At 60.9% G+C, this 19,451-nt stretch carries 16 protein-coding genes; 11 read left to right on the top strand and 5 right to left on the bottom strand.

The window, feature by feature from the left end; translation table 11 throughout:
* On the bottom strand, window positions 1-1,491 hold the full coding sequence (gene zwf, locus U0O11_RS03750; RefSeq protein WP_043332469.1) for a glucose-6-phosphate dehydrogenase: 1,491 nt from the start codon (window positions 1,489-1,491) through the stop codon (window positions 1-3).
* 390 nt (window positions 1,492-1,881) lie between these two features.
* Here zwf and U0O11_RS03745 point away from each other — a divergent pair, with 390 nt between their 5' ends.
* From U0O11_RS03745 to U0O11_RS03720, 6 genes are all read left to right on the top strand, one after another.
* On the top strand, window positions 1,882-2,739 hold the full coding sequence (locus U0O11_RS03745) for a MurR/RpiR family transcriptional regulator (protein ID WP_043332471.1): 858 nt from the start codon (window positions 1,882-1,884) through the stop codon (window positions 2,737-2,739).
* Window positions 2,740-2,959: 220 nt separating this feature from the next.
* Window positions 2,960-3,841: a putative selenate ABC transporter substrate-binding protein gene (locus U0O11_RS03740; protein WP_199852379.1), complete on the top strand. Its 882-nt coding sequence runs from the start codon at window positions 2,960-2,962 to the stop codon at window positions 3,839-3,841.
* 4 nt (window positions 3,842-3,845) lie between these two features.
* Window positions 3,846-4,574, top strand: a complete 729-nt coding sequence (locus tag U0O11_RS03735; protein WP_324691730.1) for an ATP-binding cassette domain-containing protein — start codon at window positions 3,846-3,848, stop codon at window positions 4,572-4,574.
* The gene (locus U0O11_RS03730; RefSeq protein WP_324691728.1) at window positions 4,564-6,123 is read left to right on the top strand and encodes an ABC transporter permease; all 1,560 of its coding nucleotides are present in this window, start codon (window positions 4,564-4,566) and stop codon (window positions 6,121-6,123) included. The genes U0O11_RS03735 and U0O11_RS03730 overlap by 11 nt, the downstream gene beginning before the upstream one ends.
* Before the next feature lie 73 nt (window positions 6,124-6,196).
* On the top strand, window positions 6,197-7,483 hold the full coding sequence (locus U0O11_RS03725; protein ID WP_324691726.1) for a cation diffusion facilitator family transporter: 1,287 nt from the start codon (window positions 6,197-6,199) through the stop codon (window positions 7,481-7,483).
* 170 nt (window positions 7,484-7,653) lie between these two features.
* On the top strand, window positions 7,654-7,956 hold the full coding sequence (locus U0O11_RS03720) for a hypothetical protein (RefSeq protein WP_043332474.1): 303 nt from the start codon (window positions 7,654-7,656) through the stop codon (window positions 7,954-7,956).
* Window positions 7,957-7,999: 43 nt separating this feature from the next.
* On the opposite strand, the gene U0O11_RS03715 is transcribed toward U0O11_RS03720, so the two are convergent.
* Window positions 8,000-8,470, bottom strand: a complete 471-nt coding sequence (locus U0O11_RS03715; RefSeq protein ID WP_324691724.1) for a pilin — start codon at window positions 8,468-8,470, stop codon at window positions 8,000-8,002.
* A gap of 571 nt (window positions 8,471-9,041) precedes the next feature.
* On the opposite strand from U0O11_RS03715, the gene pilB reads away from it, so the two are divergent.
* The 5 genes from pilB to yacG all read left to right on the top strand — a co-directional run bounded on the left by pilB (window position 9,042) and on the right by yacG (window position 14,030).
* A complete protein-coding gene (gene pilB, locus U0O11_RS03710; protein ID WP_324691722.1) occupies window positions 9,042-10,778 on the top strand; it encodes a type IV-A pilus assembly ATPase PilB in 1,737 nt (578 codons plus the stop codon).
* Window positions 10,779-10,953: 175 nt separating this feature from the next.
* Window positions 10,954-12,192, top strand: a complete 1,239-nt coding sequence (locus U0O11_RS03705) for a type II secretion system F family protein (RefSeq protein ID WP_324691720.1) — start codon at window positions 10,954-10,956, stop codon at window positions 12,190-12,192.
* A gap of 92 nt (window positions 12,193-12,284) precedes the next feature.
* The gene (locus U0O11_RS03700) at window positions 12,285-13,145 is read left to right on the top strand and encodes a prepilin peptidase (protein ID WP_324691718.1); all 861 of its coding nucleotides are present in this window, start codon (window positions 12,285-12,287) and stop codon (window positions 13,143-13,145) included.
* On the top strand, window positions 13,142-13,792 hold the full coding sequence (coaE, locus tag U0O11_RS03695; RefSeq protein ID WP_324691716.1) for a dephospho-CoA kinase: 651 nt from the start codon (window positions 13,142-13,144) through the stop codon (window positions 13,790-13,792). Before U0O11_RS03700 ends, coaE begins: the two co-directional genes overlap by 4 nt.
* The gene (gene yacG / locus U0O11_RS03690) at window positions 13,785-14,030 is read left to right on the top strand and encodes a DNA gyrase inhibitor YacG (RefSeq protein ID WP_043332481.1); all 246 of its coding nucleotides are present in this window, start codon (window positions 13,785-13,787) and stop codon (window positions 14,028-14,030) included. Before coaE ends, yacG begins: the two co-directional genes overlap by 8 nt.
* 130 nt (window positions 14,031-14,160) lie before the next feature.
* Here yacG and U0O11_RS03685 read toward each other — a convergent pair whose 3' ends face one another.
* From U0O11_RS03685 to secA, 3 genes are all read right to left on the bottom strand, one after another.
* The gene (locus U0O11_RS03685; RefSeq protein ID WP_324691714.1) at window positions 14,161-15,114 is read right to left on the bottom strand and encodes a Nudix family hydrolase; all 954 of its coding nucleotides are present in this window, start codon (window positions 15,112-15,114) and stop codon (window positions 14,161-14,163) included.
* Window positions 15,115-15,221: 107 nt separating this feature from the next.
* Window positions 15,222-16,445 carry a bifunctional glutamate N-acetyltransferase/amino-acid acetyltransferase ArgJ gene (gene argJ, locus U0O11_RS03680; protein WP_317292723.1) on the bottom strand — a complete coding sequence of 408 codons (1,224 nt, stop codon included), beginning with the start codon at window positions 16,443-16,445 and terminating at the stop codon, window positions 15,222-15,224.
* Between the two features lie 89 nt (window positions 16,446-16,534).
* Window positions 16,535-19,297: a preprotein translocase subunit SecA gene (secA, locus tag U0O11_RS03675; protein WP_317292722.1), complete on the bottom strand. Its 2,763-nt coding sequence runs from the start codon at window positions 19,295-19,297 to the stop codon at window positions 16,535-16,537.
* Window positions 19,298-19,451: the final 154 nt, after the last annotated feature.

Below are 19,451 nucleotides of genomic sequence, written 5' to 3'. Positions count from 1 at the left end.
TCAATACTCCTCATACCAGCTGCGACCATCGCGCGTGATCATCGCGATCGAGGAGACGGGCCCCCAGGAGCCGGCCGGATAACGGCGCGGCGTGGCGGCGCGGGATTCCCAGCCATCGATGAGGGTATCGACCCAGCGCCAGGCGTGTTCGATCTCGTCACGACGCACGAACAGATACTGCTGACCCTTGATGACCTCAAGCAGCAGACGTTCGTAAGCTTCCGGAATACGGCGCTTGGGGAAGGCGCTGTTGAAGTCGAGATCCAGCGGGCCCGGACGCAGACGCATGCCCTTGTCGAGACCGGAGTCCTTGGTCAGCACCTGCAGGGAGATGCCTTCGGACGGCTGAAGACGAATGATCAGCTTGTTGGCCGCCAGCGAGCGCTGGTCCGGATCGAAGATGTAGTGCGGCTGCTGACGGAAGTGGATAACGATCTGTGACAGCTTCTCCGGCATGCGCTTGCCGGTCCGCAGGTAGAACGGCACACCGGCCCAGCGCCAGTTGGAGACTTCGGTCTTGAAGGCCACGAAGGTCTCGGTCTGGGATTCGGTGTTGGCCCCTTCTTCCTCGAGATAGCCCGGCACGTGCTGGCCATCGACGGCACCCGCGATGTACTGACCACGCACCAGATCCGTGTTGAGACGCTCGCCGGTGATCGGGCGCAACGCCTTGAGCACCTTGACCTTCTCGTCACGAATGGCGTCCGCGTCCAGGTTGGACGGCGGGTCCATCGCGATCAGACACAGCAGCTGCAGCAGGTGGTTCTGAACCATGTCACGCAGCTGACCGGCCTGATCGAAGTAGCCCCAGCGCCCTTCGATGCCGACCTTCTCCGCCACGGTGATCTCGACGTGGGAAATCTGGTTCTGATTCCACTGATTGCCGAACATCGGGTTGGCGAAGCGCAGCGCGATCAGGTTCTGGACGGTTTCCTTGCCCAGATAGTGATCGATACGATAGATCTGGGATTCGTGGAAGACGGCGCCGATCGCGTCGTTGACGACGCGCGAGCTCTCCAGATCAGAACCGATAGGCTTCTCGACCACGACACGCGAGTGCTCGTCGAGGCAGCCAGCCGCCTGCAGATTGCTGCTGATGTCGCCGTAGATACGCGACGGTACGGAAAGATAGATCATCAGCGGGCGCGGCGACGGCTTGCCCTTGGCATCCACACGCCAATCGGCGATCGCGGAATACCCTTCCACGGTGCTGAAGTCCAGCGCCGCATAGCTGATGCGAGAGAGGAAGCGCTCGATGCATTCCTTCTCGAGGTGTTCCGGCTTGACGCGCTCCTTGAGCGCCGCCTGCACGGTGTCCTTGAAGGATTCGAGGCTGACATCCTGACGCGCCAGACCGATCAGGCGAGTTGCCTTCTCGAGCAGACCGTCACGGTCGAGGTGATAGAGGGCTGGATATAGCTTGCGCTTGGCGAGGTCGCCCAAGGCGCCGAACAGGGCAATATCCACGCCCGGAATGATGTCGGAACTCATGCCGCCGATTTCTCCCGTCGAAACTGCCCTGTATGCCGAAATGACCGACAAGGTGGGCGACTTCGAACCCGCTTCCTGGAAGGCTGCGCAGGCTGGCGCGGCGAGGAGAGGCTCGAATGACACACGGCACCGGGAAGGCGTTGGCGATACATGGCTGGTTATATTAACAACAAATGTAGCGATAACGCCGCTATCACTCAAGACAATTCGCCCCACAAATAGGTAAACTTACCTAAAAGTGGTAGTCAGCGGCGCTTTCGCTTTCACCTCGTCCTTCGCGCCCCTGGATCAGCAAGTGACCCAAAGAGATGCTTGGCCTACCAGACGAGTGAGGCTAGGATGCCCAGATTACGTAGTTATTTCACTACACAATGGCAGGGTAACAGGCGAATGGCAGTACACGACCTCATCAATCGCATCCGTGAACGTCTCGACGAGCTCAATCGCTCCGAGCGCAAGGTCGCCGACGTCATTCTGGCGGACCCGGCTGCGGCCACCGGCATGAGCATCGCGGCGCTCGCTCAGGCCTCACTGGTCAGTGAGCCGACCGTCAACCGCTTCTGTCGCAACTTCGACGCCAAGGGCTTCCCCGACTTCAAGATCAAGCTGGCCCAGAGCCTGGCCGGTGGCACGCCCTACGTGTCGCGCAGTGTCGATCAGAATGATGATGCCGCGGCCTATGGCGACAAGATTCTCGGCGCCACCGTGGCTGCGCTCGACGATGCCCGCCGCGCACTGGACCCCAGACGCATCGAACGCGCCGTCGACTACCTGAGCCAGGCCAAGCAGATCTGCTTCTTCGGCCTTGGCGCCTCAGGCCCGGTCGCGGCGGATGCCCAGCACAAGTTCTTCCGCTTCAACCTGCCGGTAATGGCCTATGAAGATGTGCTCATGCAGCGCATGGTGGCCGCCGCCTGCCATACCGGCGACGTGATCGTGATCATCTCCTACACCGGACGCACCCGTGAGCTGGTCGATATCGCCAAGCTCGCACGCAGCAATGGCGCCGCGGTACTGGGCATCACCGCACCGGACTCTCCGCTGGCGCGCGAGTGCACCGAGGTGCTGGAAGTCATGGCACCGGAAGACACCGATATCTATATGCCGATGACCTCACGCATGATCCACCTGGCCCTGATCGACGTGCTGGCCACCGGCGTGACGCTGCGCCGTGGAGAAGACTTCCAGCAGCACCTCAAGAAGATCAAGGACAGCTTGAAGGACACCCGTTTCCCACCGGAGTCTTGAGCACTCGCCACCAGGTCATCAGCCCCCGCCACGGCAAATGAGCTCTTCCTGCGCAGCCATTCAACGCGCTACTGACTCTTCAGCGTCACTTGAGCGATCCTTCAGGCATGGCGCGGGGCTTGCACCCGCGTGATCAAGACACAACAATACGCGCCATACCCCCTGACATGCGGTGCTCGCCGCATGATGTCTCATGTCGTGAATGCTGAGGATGCTTCCCATGCGCTGGCTGGCCACTGCTGCTCTGACCCTGATTTCCGCCCTTCCCGTGACCATGAGTCTGGCTCAGGCCGACACCTTCAAGTTCACGGCAATTCCGGATGAAGACGAGTCACGCCTGGTCGAGCGTTTCGACAAGGTCGCCGACTATCTGGAAGAGAAGCTGGGCGTCGATGTCGAGTATGTGCCGGTCAAATCCTACAGCGCCGCCGTCAGCGCCTTCCGCAATGACCAGATCCAGATGGCCTGGTTCGGCGGCCTGACAGGCGTTCAGGCACGTCAGATGGTGCCGGGCTCCGTCGCCATCGCCCAGGGCGTGGAAGACGCCGCCTTCCGCAGCTACTTCATCGCGCGTCGCGACCTCAAGCTGGCCGGCGATGCCGCCGAGCCGCTGGATGCCTTGCCCGACTCCCTCGAAGGCCACTCCTTCACCTTCGGCGCCAAGACCTCCACTTCAGGCCGCCTGATGCCGGAATACTATCTGCGCGAGCAGTTCCAGCAGGCGCCGGACGCCCTGTTCAGCCGCGTCGGTTTCTCCGGCGACCACTCACGCACCATCGCACTGGTCGCCGCCGGCACCTATGACGTGGGCGCGGTCAACTTCGCGGTGTGGGAAGCGGCAGTCAAGGACGGCAAGGTCGACCCGAGCAAGGTACAGGTGCTGTGGCAGACGCCGGCCTACCCGGATTATCAGTGGACCATTCGTGGCGATGCCGACAGCCACTTCGGCGCGGATTTCACCGCCCACGTCACCACGGCCCTGCTGGACATGAAGGACCCGGACCTGCTCGAGAGCTTCCCGCGCTCCGGCTTCATTCCGGCCAGCAACGATGACTACGCACCGATCAAGACCGTCGGTGAACAGCTCGGTCTGCTGCGCTGAGCTCATGACCCAGGAAACACCCTCTCCACTGCTGCACCTTTCGCAAGACCACCTCGGCCATGGCGCCGAGGTGGTCTTGCGTGATCTGGATATTCGCCTCCTGCCGGGCGAGCGCATCGCCTTGCTCGGTGCCAGTGGCGCAGGCAAGTCCACGCTGCTGGAAGCCCTGCGCGCCGCGCTGCAACAGCGCGACGTAGCGGCCGCCTGGTGCCCTCAACGCCAGGGACTGGTGCCGCAATTGTCGGTCTACCACAACATCTTCATGGGCCGGTTGGACCAGCACTCACGGCTGACCAACCTGCTCAATCTGCTGCGCCCGAAACCGGCCCATTGGCAGGCGGTCGCCACATTGTGCGAACCGCTGGGTATCGCCGGCCTGATGGAGCGCTCCGTCGAGGCGCTTTCCGGCGGTCAGCGCCAGCGTGTCGCCATCGCACGTGCGCTCTATCAGGGCCATGATCTGTTCCTCGGTGACGAGCCCGTCGCAAGCGTGGATCCGCATCAGGCCAGCCAGTTGATCCAGCTGATTCACGCCCGCCACGCCACCAGCGTGGTAGCGCTCCATCAGCGCGAGTTGGCGCTCACTCACTTCACGCGCGTGATCGGGCTTGGCAAGCAGACTGACGGCCAGGGGCGCGTGCTGCTGGATGTCGCGACCGACGGACTGACGCCCGGCGACCTGGATTTCCTGTACCCCGCTGCGGCGACCCGCGAGTCATCCGATGTCAGCTGACCCCTCCACCATGACAGCAGAGCTGCGCCATCCTCCTCGCTGGTGGCAGGCACGCAGTGACGGCGCGCGCCTGTTGCGCCTCGGTGGTGGTCTGATCATCGCCATGCTGGTATTGGTTCCCTTCGCCGATCTCTCCGTTACCTCGCGCGACCCTTGGCAGGAACTGGGCCGCATGCTGGCGGGTCTGGCGTCGCCGGCTCCCGGCGCGCTGGAATCCCCGCTGCACGCTCTGATCCTGACCATCGCCTTCGCGCTATGGGGCACCCTGCTGGGCGCGCTGATTGGGCTGCCGCTGGCATTGGTCTACTCTCGCTCGCGCCTGCTGCGGGGCATCTGTGCCGGGCTGCGCGCGGTGCATGAGCTATTCTGGGCCCTGCTGTTGCTGCAGGTGTTCGGGCTATCGGCCGCCACGGCGCTGGCGGCGATCACGATTCCCTATGCGGCGACCTTCGCCAAGGTCTATGCCGAGATTCTCGAACAACTGCCGCAGGCGCCACTCAAGGCGCTACCCTGCGCCAGCTCGCGCGCGATGCGCTTTGTGTATGCAGAACTGCCGATGGCGTGGCGGCGCATGGCCAGCTACACCCGCTATCGCTTCGAATGCGGACTGCGCGCCAGTGTTCTGCTGGGTTTCGTCGGCTTGCCCACGCTGGGCTTCTATCTGGAAAGCGCCTTTCGCGAGGGCCGTTACGCCGAGGCGGGCGCCCTGCTATGGATCTTCTATCTGCTGATCGCCACGCTCCCATGGTGGGGGCATCGTCGGACATTGCCGGTACTGGCCATCGCCAGCCTCTGGTGGCTGGGGCCATGGCCCGATGTCAGCCCGACCCTGCTGTGGCGCTTCATCAGTCATGACATCTGGCCGGCGCCGCTGGTCAATGCATCATTCGAGTCACTGACCTCGGGCGAGCTCGCGACAGGCCTGCTGCAGTGGGCAAGCCACCTGCCCGATCTGCTGCCCGCCATCGGCAATACCTTGCTGCTCGGCCTACTGGGCACCGCCGGTAGTCTGCTGATCGCCATGCTGCTGTGGCCGCTGGCCAGCCGTCATGTGGGCAACCGCCTCTCGCAACACTCGACCAACGGCCTGCTGATATTCCTGCGCACCACGCCGGAGTTGATACTGGCCTTCATCCTGCTGTTGCTGCTGGGGCCCTCGCTGCTGCCCGCCTGGCTGGCGCTGACGCTGCACAACGGCGCGATCATCGCCTTCCTGTGTGCTCGCCATGCCAACCAGATTCAGCTGCCGCCCAGTCGCCCGCAGGGCAAGTTCGAATGCTGGCTCTATGAGCTCAACCCGCGTGTCGCTCCCGGCATGTTCGCATTGCTGCTCTACCGCGCCGAGACCATCATTCGCGAGACGGCCATTCTCGGCATGCTGGGGGTGGTAACGCTGGGCTTCCATATCGACTCTAGCTTCGAATACCTGATGTTTGATCAGGCATTTGCCTTGCTGGTGCTCACCGCCATACTCAATATCGTCGTTGACAGCCTCGCGCGGCGCCTGCGCCCCAGCGGCGAGATCTCTGAAGACAGCTGCGTGCGCTGACTCCTGCCCGGCCTGCGCAGAAGTAGGCGCTGACTTCATGACGCACCCGACTCCCCTTTGAGCGAGCCTTCCCATGCCTCAATCGTCACCCGCAGATGCCGCCAGCACGGCAAGCGCCAAGCGTGAAGCACAGCGCATCACCTTGATCGGCGCGGCGCTGGATGGCGTGCTGGGTGTCGCGAAGCTCGTCATCGGCAAGCTGGTCGGCTCGCAGGCGCTGATCGCCGATGGCATCCATTCCCTGTCAGACCTCGTGACAGACGCCTTCGTGTTGGTGGCGACTCACTACGGCCGCCAGGCGCCGGATCGCTCACATCCGTGGGGGCATGAGCGCATCGAGACGCTCGGCACTCTGGTACTCGGCAGTCTGCTATTGGCCGTGGCGGGCGCCATTGGCTGGGAAGGCATATTGCGCAGCTGGGAGCTGATGTTCGGCTCACTGACCATTCCGCTACCCGGCGCGCTGGGCATCGGCATCGCGATCATCTCGCTGCTCGGCAAGGAAGGTATCTTTCGCGCCACGCTGAAGGTCGCGCGCAAGCAGAAATCCAAGCTGCTGGAGGCGAATGCCTGGCACTCGCGCAGCGATGCGCTCTCCACCGTAGCGGTGCTGATAGGCCTGATCGGTACCCAGCTGGGGGCCAGCTGGCTGGATGGCATCGCGGCGGTCATCGTTGGCGTCATGGTGGGCAAGATCGGCGCCTCATTGGCCTGGGAGGCCTCACGCGAACTGATCGACACCGCCCTGCCACGCGAACAGCAACACGCCATGCGTGAGTGCTTGCTGTCACTGCCGGAGGTGCGTGGCGCGCATGACCTGCGCAGCCGCACGCTGGCCGGCCGTATCGTGCTGGAAGTCCATCTGCTGGTCGCGCCACGCATCAGCGTCTCGGAAGGCCATGCCATCGGTCATCACGCCGTGGCTCGCCTCAAGACCGAATTCCCCCAGCTCAGTGATGTGCTCTATCACATCGACCCCGAAGATGACTCGCATCTCGGCCAGGCCAGCCTGGCTCAGCCCACGCTGCAGCAGCCCCTGCCCCTGCGCAGCGACATCATCTCCGCACTCGAGGAATGCTGGCAGCAGTCACCCCTCTGGCAGGCGCGCAGCGGCCTCACCCTGCATTACGTCAACCATACCACCGCGTCTACTGATACCGATGCGTCAGCCCCGCATGTGGATATCCTGCTGGAGCTGCCGGGTTGTACTACGGAAGCCGCCTCAGAAACGGCTCTGCAATGTAACCACGACGCTGACTCACGCAACGCATCGATCGCCGAGATGGAACGCCTCGCAGCCGGTCTTGTGTGGTTTGGCAAGCTGGAGATCGGTGTGATGTCACATATCCACCAGCGCTGACGTGTGGGTTACACTGCAGGCAAAGGCAGACATGGTTTCATGAGTTTCAAGGCAGGCCTGGATTGGTCCCCTCACCGTTCAAAAGCGCTCAAAAGCGTTTCAGGCATCGTCATCTAGACCAGAATTCACCCTCGAACAAAGACAGACATCCACCAGACAAGGAGCACGCCATGAGCAACGCATCCGGCGAAATGCACAAGACACGTATCATCAGTGAGCTGAAAGGCTTCATCCGCAAGCTGCTGCAAGACCCGAAGATTCTCGAGCAGTCACTGGTCGTGGCGCGAGCGCGCCTCAAGGAAGGGGCAGAACAAGGAAAGAATGAGCAAGCAGTGCTAGCTATCATCGCCAACGAGATATCTGACACTACCAGCATCCATATCCCGGAAGATCCAGCAGAGCACTCCGATGCAGACAAGCTGTTCCTGGAGCTACTGAAGGATGTGGTGGAAGAGGAAGAAGCGCTTTATTGAGCACAATAAAAAACCGCCCCAAAGGGCGGTTTTTTATTTATACTTAAATTGATTCACGGCAGCTGCCTGGCAAGTATTGCTCTTCAACATTATCAGCAGAAGGAATTCCACACGCCCAATCAACAGCTCCATTAACAATGGAGGCTTTCATTCCAACTTTCTTTCCAGCCACTTCAGACGGCACTCCGTTAGCAGCGGTATCTAGGGTATATATAATAGTAGCAGTAGCTTCGTCCCCTTCGCCTGCCGTTGCGTATGCAGCTGAAGCAATATAATTACCTTGAGCGCCATCTTCTACTCCAGCAGCTAGGGCAGTCGCTGGGAAGGCACCATTAGATACGTAAGATTCTGAGATAGAAGCTTTTGCTGGAGTCATCATATTGATAACTTCAGACATTTTAGCACGTACTGTATAATCTTGGTAACGTGGAATAGCGATGGCCGCCAGAATACCGATAATCGCCACAACGATCATCAGCTCGATCAATGTAAAACCAGCTTGCTTGCGTGTCATGGTGTGACTCCCTTGCATTTGCGTAGTGAGATCAGGTCGTACGTCCTGAAACCCCGGTTACCTTCCCTAGCCAGCAGGATGTTACAGAAGAATGTCAGTGTAGGCGTTTATTCCAATATTCCCAACAACATCTTCGTCAGCATAACATCTTGATATCACGGGGTGTCGACCGGACGGGACGAGTGATACCACAGCCACAGTTCAGGTGCCATTGCCATGTCGCAAGACGCTTGCTTGGCGGCGCTGACGGCTGCTTGGTTGTTACAATAGATTACACTCGGTGACATTGCAAGCAACGAACACAAAAACTTTGTGATCGAGACTCAGGCGCTCTTCAACGTTACTCCCGACCCAACAGTGTTTGGCTACCTCCTTCTACTAGCTCTATCCCCTTCTCATGTCACGAATGCGCCATTCCTAGCACTGGGCAATCCAGCTACACTCTTCTGCAAGACGATGTTTGTAATACGATGACTTGCCGCTCCAGAGCTCGCGCACAGCGCATCAGCGCATGCTTCACGTTTCAAGCAGTCAAAGTAGGCCCATCGACAACTGCAACAGGAAGAGTGTCATGCCCCAGTCAGAACACACGCTAAAAGGATTTGCTGCACGACTGGTCGACTCTGGCCTGCTCGAACCACAGGCAGCACAGCTGGCTGAACAGGAAGCCAATGAGGCTGGGGAAAGCCTGTTGCTGCATATCATCGCGCATGGCCTGGTGACGGCACGTGATGCGACATTGGCGGCCGCCTGGGAATACGGCTTGCCGTATGTGGATCTCGATGCCCTTCGTATCGACTCGCTGCCCTCCATTGATGAGCTGCCTGAGAAGGTCCTGCGCAAGCTGGGGGTATTGCCACTCTATCGCCGTGAGCATCGCTTGACCGTCGGCGTGCCCTCCCCCTCGACGCTCACACACCTTGATGAACTGCAGTTTGCCACTGGCTTGTCGATCGAGAGTGTCCTGGTTGCCGCCGACCAGCTGACGCCAGCACTGGAACAGTACCTGGAAGCCGGCGAAGAAAGCGCCATGGACATGCTGAACGAAGATGGTGAAGCGCTCGATGGACTGGATTTCGAAAGTGAAGAAGATAACAAACACGACATGGCCATCACGGCCAGCAGCGATGATGCTCCAGTGGTGCGCTTCGTTCACAAGGTGCTGCTGGATGCCATCAAGCGTGGCGCCTCGGATATCCACTTCGAGCCCTACGAATCCACCTATCGCATTCGTTTTCGTATCGATGGCATGTTGGTCGAGAATACCCGCCCGCCCTTCAATATGCGCAATCGTATCTCGGCACGCCTGAAGGTCATGTCGCGCATGGATATCTCTGAGCGCCGTTTACCACAGGATGGTGCGATCAAACTGCGCCTGTCCAAGTCTCGCTCCATCGATTTCCGTGTCAACACACTGCCCACCGTGTATGGCGAGAAGCTGGTTTTGCGTATCTTGGACCCCAGTTCGGCCAAGATGGGCATCGAGGCGCTGGGCTTTGAACCCGAGCAGCGCGCCATGTTCGAGAAGACACTGGATCAGCCACAGGGCATGATCCTGGTCACTGGCCCGACCGGTAGCGGCAAGACCGTGACGCTCTACACCGGCCTGAATATCCTCAATACACCGGAGCGCAATATCTCGACGGCGGAAGACCCGGTCGAGCTCAAGGTAGAAGGCGTCAACCAGGTCAACGTGCTGCCCAAGATCGGCCTGGACTTCGCCTCGGCCCTGCGCGCCTTCCTGCGCCAGGATCCCGATGTGGTGATGGTGGGGGAAATTCGTGACAAGGAAACCGCCGAGATTGCCGTCAAGGCGGCACAGACCGGTCACCTGGTACTTTCTACCTTGCATACCAACTCGGCGCCCGAGACACTGACACGCCTGAGCAACATGGGGATTGCCCCTTTCAACATCGCGAGTTCCGTCTCGTTGATCATCGCTCAGCGCCTTGCTCGCCGCCTGTGTACCCACTGCCGCCAGCCAGCGGAGATTCCACCTGAGGCAATGGCCTCGATGGGCTTCAGTGAAGACAATGGCTTCAGCGCAGCAGAACTCGAGGCGGCGACCATATTCCGTCCTGTCGGTTGCAGTCAGTGCACGCTGGGTTACAAGGGGCGCGTCGGCATCTATGAAGTCATGCCGATCTCGGATGAGATGAGCCGCTTGATCATGCGTGAGGGCACCGCCATCGAGCTGGCAGACCAGGCGCGCAAGGAAGGGCTTTCAGACCTGAGGCGTAGCGGCTTGCGCAAGGTGATGTCGGGCATGACCTCGCTGGAAGAAGTCAATCGCATCACCAAGGACTGAGTCGCTGTTGCAGGCGGAGCATGTAATGGTTGTCCATGCTGGCGACAGCGATCAATACGCCAGATAGCTGACTTTTGCTCAGTCATCAGGCACATTGAAGACAAGATGACCCAGGTATTGATCATGGCTCGACCTTCAATGCCTGCTCCCCATTTATCAGGGAACGATAACTGACATGGCAACTCCCAGAACTGCCAGGAAAGACAAGAAAAAAGCGGGCATTGAAACTTGGCAATGGTCGGGCAAGAACTCGCGCGGTGAAAACGTCAAGGGCGAGCTGATGTCGGCCAACGTCGATCAGGTCAAGAACACGCTGGTCAGCCAGGGGATCGTGGTCAAGCGCCTGCGCAAGAAGTCCTCCCTGTTTGGCGGCAGCAAGAAGGTCAGTGGCAAGGATGTCACCATGTTCGCCCGTCAGATGGCGACCATGATCCGTGCTGGCGTACCGGTACTTCAGGCATTTGGCATCGTGGCTGAAAGCATGAAGAGTCCAGGCATGCGTCATCTGGTCGAAGACATGATGAATCAGGTGGGGGCAGGCGCCAGCTTTTCGGAAGCCTTGCGCAAACACCCTCAGCATTTTGATAACCTGTTTGCCAATCTTGTTGAAGCCGGCGAACAAGCTGGTGCCCTGGACAAGATGCTCGACCGTGTCGCGACTTATAAAGAAAAGATTGATTCACTCAAGGCGCGCGTCAAGAAAGCCCTTTATTACCCTATCGCCGTGATAGGCGTCGGGATCGGGGTAACAGCGATCCTGTTGATCAAGGTAGTCCCGCAATTTGAAAGCCTTTTCCAAGGCTTCGGCGCAGAGCTGCCAGCATTTACCCAGCTGACGATCACCTTGTCCGAGTATGCGCAGAATTATTGGTATGTGGCATTAGGCGCGATAATCCTGACCGTCGTACTTATTGCGCAGGGAATCAAGCGCTCTGAGAAGTTTGCCTATGCCAGTCACCGCTTCATGCTCAAGGTACCTGTGCTCGGCGATATTCTGGATAAATCGTCTGTCGCTCGTTATTCACGCACATTGGCCACGACCTTCCAGGCAGGTGTTCCGTTAGTGGAATCGCTAGATACTGCCGCCGGCGCCTCAGGCAACAAGGTGTATGAGCGCGCCATTGCTCAGATCAAGGAAGATGTCTCTACCGGCCAGCAACTGAACTTTGCCATGCGCAATACCCAGTTGTTCCCGACACTGGCGGTACAGATGGTGGCGATTGGCGAGGAATCCGGCTCACTGGATGCCATGCTCAACAAGGTGGCGGATTTCTATGAAGAAGACGTCGACAACAAGGTAGATGCGCTGACCTCATTGCTGGAGCCCTTGATCATCGTGGTGCTAGGCACCCTGGTGGGCGGGCTTGTGGTCTCGATGTATCTTCCCATCTTCGAGCTGGGCAACGCGATCTAGCACGCAGCCTTTTGTCTCGAAAGAAGCTTTCATGCCAAGCGGCCGCGCCACCAAAAGGACGCGGCCGTGTCATTTACTGACAAGGACGACTCGTGGAATCACTCGCCCAACTTTCCCCCACACTGCAGGCCTGCCTGGCCGGTATATTCGGTTTGCTGGTTGGCAGCTTTCTGAATGTCGTCATCACTCGCCTGCCCGTGATGATGATGCGCCAATGGCGCGCCGAGGCCCGCGAGGCATTGGAGCTGGAAGCCGAAGACACACCGCGCTTCAATCTGCTGGTGCCAGCATCACGCTGCCCGGGCTGTGACACGCCGATCAAGTGGCACGACAACCTCCCCATTCTCGGCTGGCTGAAACGGCGTGGTCGCTGCGCCAGCTGCAATACGCGCATCAGCGCGCAGTACCCGCTGGTGGAACTGGCCGGTGGCACGCTTGGCGCGTCCATCGCGCTGATCTACGGCCTGGAGGCACAGAGCCTGTGGATCTTCGGCGCCTGTCTGACCCTGCTGGTGCTGTCAGTCATCGACTTCCGCACCCAGCTGCTGCCAGATGCCATCACCCTGCCACTGCTGTGGGCAGGCCTCGCCTATCAGTTGCTGTTCCAGCCTCTGATGCTGCCCAGTGCCGTGATCGGCGCGATGGCGGGGTATCTGGTGCTGTGGAGCTTCTACTGGCTATTCAAGCTGGTCACCGGCAAGGAAGGCATGGGCTACGGTGACTTCAAGCTACTTGCCGCTCTTGGTGCCTGGCTCGGCTGGCAGTGGTTGCCGCTGTTGCTGATTCTGTCCGCCGGTCTCGGGGCCGTTCTGGGCATCCTGCTGCAACTGCTGGTACCGCGTCTGCGCGGCGCCCCGATGCCCTTCGGCCCTTACCTGGCGGTTGCCGGCTGGATCGCCCTGCTGTTTGGTACGCCCTTGATGAGCCTCTACCTGAGCGTGATCGGCGCATGACGACGTCCTCTCCAACCCAAGGCCCCATCATCGGTGTCACCGGCGGCATCGGCAGTGGCAAATCGAGCGTCGCGCGGCTGTTCGGCGAGCTGGGCATCCAGTGGGTGGATGCCGATGATGTCTCGCGCGAGATCGTGCGCCCCGGCGAGACCGCACTGGTCGAGATCATCGCCCACTTCGGCGAGTCGATCGTCACGGCGCAGGGCGAGCTTGATCGCGCCACGCTGCGTGAGCGGATCTTCGCTGCCCCCGAGGAGCGCCAGTGGCTGGAGCGCTGCACCCATCCGCGTATCCGGGAGCGGATAGTGCAACATCTGGCGGCCATGACCAGTCCCTATCGCCTGCTAGTCTCTCCGCTATTGTTCGAGTCCGGCCAGGACAGCCTCGTCTCACGCACCCTGGTGGTGGATGTCAGCCAGGATGTCCAGCTGGCGCGCACGCTGAGCCGCGATGGTGTCAGCGAGGCGCAGGTACGCGCCATCCTCGCGGCCCAGCTGCCACGCGAGACACGACTGGCCAAGGCCGACGATGTCATCGACAATGACGGAAGCCAGGCGCATCTTCGTGAACAGGTAGTGGCCATGGATGCCTACTATCGATCACTGAGCGCCCCCCATACACCGTTTCAGGACACCCCTCATGTCTGATGCCACCGCTTCCCACAATGGCAAGACACCATTGACCGTCGCTTGCCCGCAATGCCGTACCGACGTGGTATGGAGTGCCGCCAGCGAATTTCGTCCCTTCTGCAGCAAGCGCTGCCAACTGCTCGATCTTGGCGCCTGGGCTGACGAATCCCACAGCATCGCCGGTGAGCCCGCCATGGATGAGACCAGCATCGACGAGATGGTGGCGCGCATGGAACGCGACATGCATCAACAGTAGCGCTCGAGAGAGTCCTGCTGGTTCAGGCTGATGCAGAGCTAGACACTCAAGACGCTGGGCATAAAAAAGACCCTCGAGGCTAGCCTCGAGGGTCTTTTTCGTTCAGACAACTGCCATCAACGCGCGATCATCACTTCCAGAAATCACGGATCGATGCGATACCCTGGGCACCGACAGCACGTGCGTGATCGCTGTCATAGCGGGACATGCCACCCAGCGCATAGACCGGCATGCACGCCTGCTCGACCAGCCCCTGGAAGTCATGCCAGCCCAGCGGCGGACGCTCCGGGTGCGACGGCGTCACACGCAGCGGCGACAGTGACACGAAGTCACACGCCACACGACCGGCCTGGTCCAGCTGCTGCTGATCATGGGTAGAGGCAGACAGCCACTTGTTGCCGGCAATCGGGCGCTCGCCCTTTTCCGCCAGCTCCGCCAGACGCACGCTGGTCAGGTGGATACCATCCGCATCGACCTTGCCGAGCATGGACGGTTCGGCGTTGAGCAGCAGACGAGCACCACGCGCATGACAGATCGCCAGCGCCTTCTCGGCACGCGCGATATAGGCCGCCTCATCCAGCTCCTTGGCGCGCAGCTGGACCAGACGCACCCCGTCCTCATCCAGCGCACGCGTCAGACGCGTCTCGAAGACGTTCTCATCGGCCTCTTCCGGCGTGATCAGGTACTCGCGCGGCAGCGAGACCGCCCGCAGAATCGGCAGATTCGCCGCCGGGAAGGCGTACTTGTAGAGATCCTCGATCTCGACCCAGCGCACTGCCTGCCCTTCACGGCCAAAGGGCTCGCCAGTGAACTGACGCGTTTCCCACACATCCAGCAGGATGTGCTTGTCCGGGTATTCGTGATGAATACGGATCAGCGGCTGAGCACGAATGATCTCGATGCCCAGCTCTTCGCACAGCTCACGCTTGAGCGCTTCCAGACCGGTTTCGTAAGGCGCCAGCTTGCCACCCGGAAACTCCCACAAGCCGCCCTGATCCACCGTCGAGGGACGACGTGCAATCAGGACCTGGCCCTGTTCGTTTAAGATGGCGGCAGCCGCCACGTGAACCCTTCGCTTCGGCATGATGCCTGTACCTTTGACTCGCGTTGTACATCCGACTCCGCCTCGAGAGGCGAAGCCTGCGGGAGATATTGCATTACCGTTTCAGCACAAGCCTCCGCCCTGGGGCGTCAGCTACGATAATCAGCGTTGATCGAGACGTAATCGTGGGACAGATCCGATGTCCAGATGCGAGCTTCCTGCTGTCCACGTCCCAGGCGGATGCCGATCACCAGCTCTTCCTCGGCCATGGCGGCACTGCCGGCGGCTTCGGTGTAGCTGTCGGCACGGCCGCCCTGTTCGACGATGGTGACGCCATTGAGCGTGATCGCGACACCCGTGACGTCCAGCTCTTCCAGCGGCGCACGTCCGACGGCCGCCAGAATGCGCCCCCAGTTGGCGTCGCTGGCATAGAGCGCTGTCTTGACCAGCGGCGAGTGCGCGACGGTAAAGCCGACGGCACGCGCCTCTTCCTGTGAACGCGCCTCGCTGACCTCGATGGTGACGAACTTGGTCGCCCCCTCGCCATCACGAATGATGGCCTGAGCCAGCTCGAGCATGACCTCCGCCAGGGCGGCCTCAAACGCGATCAGGTCTTCACCCTCGATGCGCCCGGCCTGCCCCGTGACAGCCAGCATGCAGGCGTCATTGGTGGAGGTATCGGAATCGACGGTGATGCTGTTGAAGCTCTTGACCACCACCCGGCGCAGCATGGCATCGAGCGCCGCCTGATCGATGGCGAGATCAGCATCGGTGGCCACGAAGCCCAGCATGGTCGCCATGTTCGGGCAGATCATGCCGGAGCCCTTGGAGACACCCGCCAGCGTCACGCTCTCGCCATTGCTCAGCGCAAGTGTCCGCCAGCTGCCCTTGGGCCGCGTATCGGTGGTCATGATGCCATGCGCCGCGGCAGACCAGTCGCCCTCGCCCAGGTCGGCAAAGGCTGTCGGCAACGCCGCCGTCAGGCGATCCATCGGCAGCGGTTCACCGATCACGCCGGTCGAGAACGGCAATACTGCCTTTGCATCACAGCCGGCGATCTCCGCCAAGGCCTGGCAGGTCGCGCGAGCATCGGTCATGCCCTGCTCGCCAGTCCCCGCATTGGCATTGCCGGTGTTGATCACCAGATAACGCGGCCCTTCGACGCCTGCCGTGAGGTGCTCACGTGCGACATGGACCGGTGCCGCACAGAAGGCGTTGCGGGTAAAAGTGCCTGCAAGACGCGACCCTGCCTCGAGGGCCATGATCACCAGATCACGACGACCCGGCTTCTTGATACCGGCTTCAGCAACCCCGATCTGAAAGCCGGCAATCGCCGGCATGTCAGCGGGAAAAGTGGAAGGCCCTACCGCCATCGTTCATGTCTCCAATCATGGTGTTCTGTGACAACTGCCCCCTGCGAGCCGAATCGACGTGACGCGCAGGGAGGCTGTTTGGCGCAGTGTCAGCTCAGCTTGCCGTGGCACTGCTTGTATTTCTTGCCGGAACCGCACGGGCACGGGTCGTTGCGGCCGACCTTGGGCACATCGCGGCGCATCGGCTCGCCATCGCCCTGGGCCTGAGGCTGCGCACCGTACTGTGCCTCGACGACCTCTTCGGCCGCCTGGACACCGTCTTCACTGACCGCATCTTCATCTACACGGCGCGTTTCGGCGCTGGCCTGCTCGCGCTCGAGGTTGGCACGACGCTCTTCTTCCAGCGTGTCGACCTCTTCCTGGCGACGCACCTGCACGTGGCTGAGAATGCGCACCACGTCGGACTTGATGTTGACCAGCAGCGTCTGGAACTGCTCGAACGCTTCGCGCTTGTATTCCTGCTTCGGGTTCTTCTGGGCATAGCCGCGCAAGTGGATGCCGCGACGCAGGTTGTCCATCGCCTGCAGGTGCTCCTTCCAGCGCGTGTCCAGCACCTGAAGCATGACCTGCTTCTCGAAGCGGCGCATCAGCTCAGGGCCAACGGCCTCGACCTTGTCGGCGTAAAGCGCTTCATGGGCGGCCTGCAGACGTTCGCGCAGCGCTTCCTCATGGAAGTGCTCGTCCTCTTCCGCCCACTGCACCAGCGGCAGGTCGAGGTTGAAGTCAGTCTTGAGGTCGTTCTCGAGGCTCGGCAGGTCCCACTGTTCCGGCAGGCTCTGCGGCGGCACACGCAGGGAGATGGCGTCATCGAGCACCTCGCGACGGATGCCGGCGATGTTCTCAGCGATCTCGTCGGCTTCGAGGATGTCGTTGCGCTGCTCGTAGATCACGCTGCGCTGGTCGTTGGCGACATCATCGTACTCGAGCAGCTGCTTGCGCACGTCGAAGTTGCGACCCTCGACCTTCTTCTGCGCGCGCTCGACGGCATTGGAGACCATCTTGTGCTCGATGGCTTCGCCCTTCTCGAGTCCCAGCGCGCCCATCAGACGCTGCACGCGGTCAGAGCCGAACAGGCGCATCAGGCTGTCTTCCAGCGACAGGAAGAAGCGCGTGGAGCCCGGGTCACCCTGGCGACCGGCACGACCGCGCAGCTGGTTGTCGATACGGCGTGATTCGTGACGCTCGGAGCCGATCACGTGCAGACCGCCCGCGGCCAGCACGGCTTCGTGACGCTCCTGCCAGCCATGCTTGATCTCGTTGATCTGCTCTTCGGTCGGCGCTTCCAGCTCGGCAAGCTCGGCTTCCCAGTTGCCGCCCAGCATGATGTCGGTACCACGACCGGCCATGTTGGTCGCGATGGTCACGGCACCCGGACGACCCGCCTGGGCAATGATGGCAGCCTCGCTGACGTGCTGCTTGGCGTTCAGGACGTGATGCTTGACGCCCGCCTTGTGCATCATCTGCGACAGCAGCTCGGAGGTCTCGACCGAGGCGGTACCCACCAGCACCGGGCGACCTTCCGCGACCTTCTCGCGGGCGTCCTCGATGATGGCGTTGAACTTCTCTTCCGCGGTCAGATAGACCAGATCATTCATGTCCTTGCGCGCGATGGGCTTGTTGGTCGGGATGACCATCACGTCGAGGTTGTAGATCTGACGGAATTCGAAGGCCTCGGTATCGGCCGTACCGGTCATGCCGGACAGCTTGTCGTAGAGACGGAAGTAATTCTGGAAGGTCGTGGATGCCAGCGTCTGGCTTTCCTTCTGGATGGCAACGCCTTCCTTGGCCTCGACCGCCTGGTGCAGGCCTTCAGACCAGCGACGACCGACCATGGTACGCCCGGTGTGCTCATCGACGATGACCACTTCGCCGTTGTTGACGATGTAATCCACGTCACGCACGAACAGGTTCTGGGCACGCAGCGCAGAGTGCACGTGGTGCAGCAGGCTCAGGTTCTGGGCCGCATACAGGGAATCCTCTTCCCCGAGCAGCTCCTGAGCACGCAGCAGCGCCTCGACCTTCTGGTGACCGAACTCGGTCAGCTCGACCTGCTTCTGCTTCTCATCGAGGGTGAAGTCGCCGCTTTCCGGATCTTCCTCATCGCTGCACTGCTCGAGCTCGCGCGCCATGCGATCGATGATCTTGTAGAGGTCGGTATTCTCTTCCACCGGACCGGAGATGATCAGCGGCGTGCGCGCCTCATCGATCAGGATGGAGTCGACCTCATCGATGATGGCGAAGTGCAGCTTGCGCTGGACCTTGTCTTCCAGCGAGAAGGCCATGTTGTCGCGCAGGTAATCGAAACCGTATTCGTTGTTGGTGCCGTAGGTGATATCGGCCTGATAGGCGGCGCGCTTGTCTTCGTTAGGCTGACCGGAGTAGATGACACCGACACTCAGGCCGAGGAATTCATACAGCGGACGCATCCAGTTGGCATCACGGGTGGCCAGATAGTCGTTGACCGTCACCACGTGGACACCTTCGCCGGTCAGTGCGTTCAGATAGACCGCCAGCGTCCCCACCAGCGTCTTGCCCTCACCGGTCTTCATCTCGGCGATGCGACCTTCGTGCAGCGCCATGCCGCCGACCATCTGGGTATCGAAGTGACGCATGCCCATGATGCGCTTGCTGGCCTCACGCACGGTCGCGAAGGCTTCCGGCAGCAGCTTGTCGAGGTGTTCCCCTTGCGCGAGACGCTCGCGGAATTCCGCGGTCTTGGCTGTCAGCGCCTCATCGGAGAGCGGTTCAAGCTCGCTCTCGAGCGCATTGATCGCGTTGACCCGCTTGCGCAGGCGCTTCACTTCGCGATCATTCTTGGAACCTACTACCTTGGTCAGGAATTTACCCAGCATATTCTGTCCTTGTACGTGACCCGGGGCCGGGTCACGCCTTCACATATCATGACACTCAAGCGCTGCCGCCAAACGCGATGACAGGCAGCTCGATGTGGCCCGGGGCCCATCAGGCATTACGCTCGAAAGAGAAAACGAACCTCATCATCCGCGG

The sequence above is a fragment of the Cobetia sp. D5 genome (genome assembly GCF_035666195.1).
Classification (GTDB): domain Bacteria; phylum Pseudomonadota; class Gammaproteobacteria; order Pseudomonadales; family Halomonadaceae; genus Cobetia; species Cobetia amphilecti.
Note: the sequence above shows the minus strand (reverse complement) of the source record. Positions and strands in the feature narration are given on the sequence as shown.

What these genes read in the sequence shown, in the direction of transcription:
- U0O11_RS03705 (WP_324691720.1), top strand. Translation starts at nt 10,954, where the DNA reads ATGGCAACTCCCAGAACTGCCAGGAAAGACAAGAAAAAAGCGGGCATT.
- pilB (WP_324691722.1), top strand. Translation starts at nt 9,042, where the DNA reads ATGCCCCAGTCAGAACACACGCTAAAAGGATTTGCTGCACGACTGGTC.
- coaE (WP_324691716.1), top strand. Translation starts at nt 13,142, where the DNA reads ATGACGACGTCCTCTCCAACCCAAGGCCCCATCATCGGTGTCACCGGC.
- U0O11_RS03715 (WP_324691724.1), bottom strand. Translation starts at nt 8,470, where the DNA reads ATGACACGCAAGCAAGCTGGTTTTACATTGATCGAGCTGATGATCGTT.
- secA (WP_317292722.1), bottom strand. Translation starts at nt 19,297, where the DNA reads ATGCTGGGTAAATTCCTGACCAAGGTAGTAGGTTCCAAGAATGATCGC.
- U0O11_RS03720 (WP_043332474.1), top strand. Translation starts at nt 7,654, where the DNA reads ATGAGCAACGCATCCGGCGAAATGCACAAGACACGTATCATCAGTGAG.
- U0O11_RS03735 (WP_324691730.1), top strand. Translation starts at nt 3,846, where the DNA reads ATGACCCAGGAAACACCCTCTCCACTGCTGCACCTTTCGCAAGACCAC.
- zwf (WP_043332469.1), bottom strand. Translation starts at nt 1,491, where the DNA reads ATGAGTTCCGACATCATTCCGGGCGTGGATATTGCCCTGTTCGGCGCC.
- U0O11_RS03685 (WP_324691714.1), bottom strand. Translation starts at nt 15,114, where the DNA reads ATGCCGAAGCGAAGGGTTCACGTGGCGGCTGCCGCCATCTTAAACGAA.
- U0O11_RS03725 (WP_324691726.1), top strand. Translation starts at nt 6,197, where the DNA reads ATGCCTCAATCGTCACCCGCAGATGCCGCCAGCACGGCAAGCGCCAAG.
- U0O11_RS03740 (WP_199852379.1), top strand. Translation starts at nt 2,960, where the DNA reads ATGCGCTGGCTGGCCACTGCTGCTCTGACCCTGATTTCCGCCCTTCCC.
- U0O11_RS03730 (WP_324691728.1), top strand. Translation starts at nt 4,564, where the DNA reads ATGTCAGCTGACCCCTCCACCATGACAGCAGAGCTGCGCCATCCTCCT.
- yacG (WP_043332481.1), top strand. Translation starts at nt 13,785, where the DNA reads ATGTCTGATGCCACCGCTTCCCACAATGGCAAGACACCATTGACCGTC.
- argJ (WP_317292723.1), bottom strand. Translation starts at nt 16,445, where the DNA reads ATGGCGGTAGGGCCTTCCACTTTTCCCGCTGACATGCCGGCGATTGCC.
- U0O11_RS03745 (WP_043332471.1), top strand. Translation starts at nt 1,882, where the DNA reads ATGGCAGTACACGACCTCATCAATCGCATCCGTGAACGTCTCGACGAG.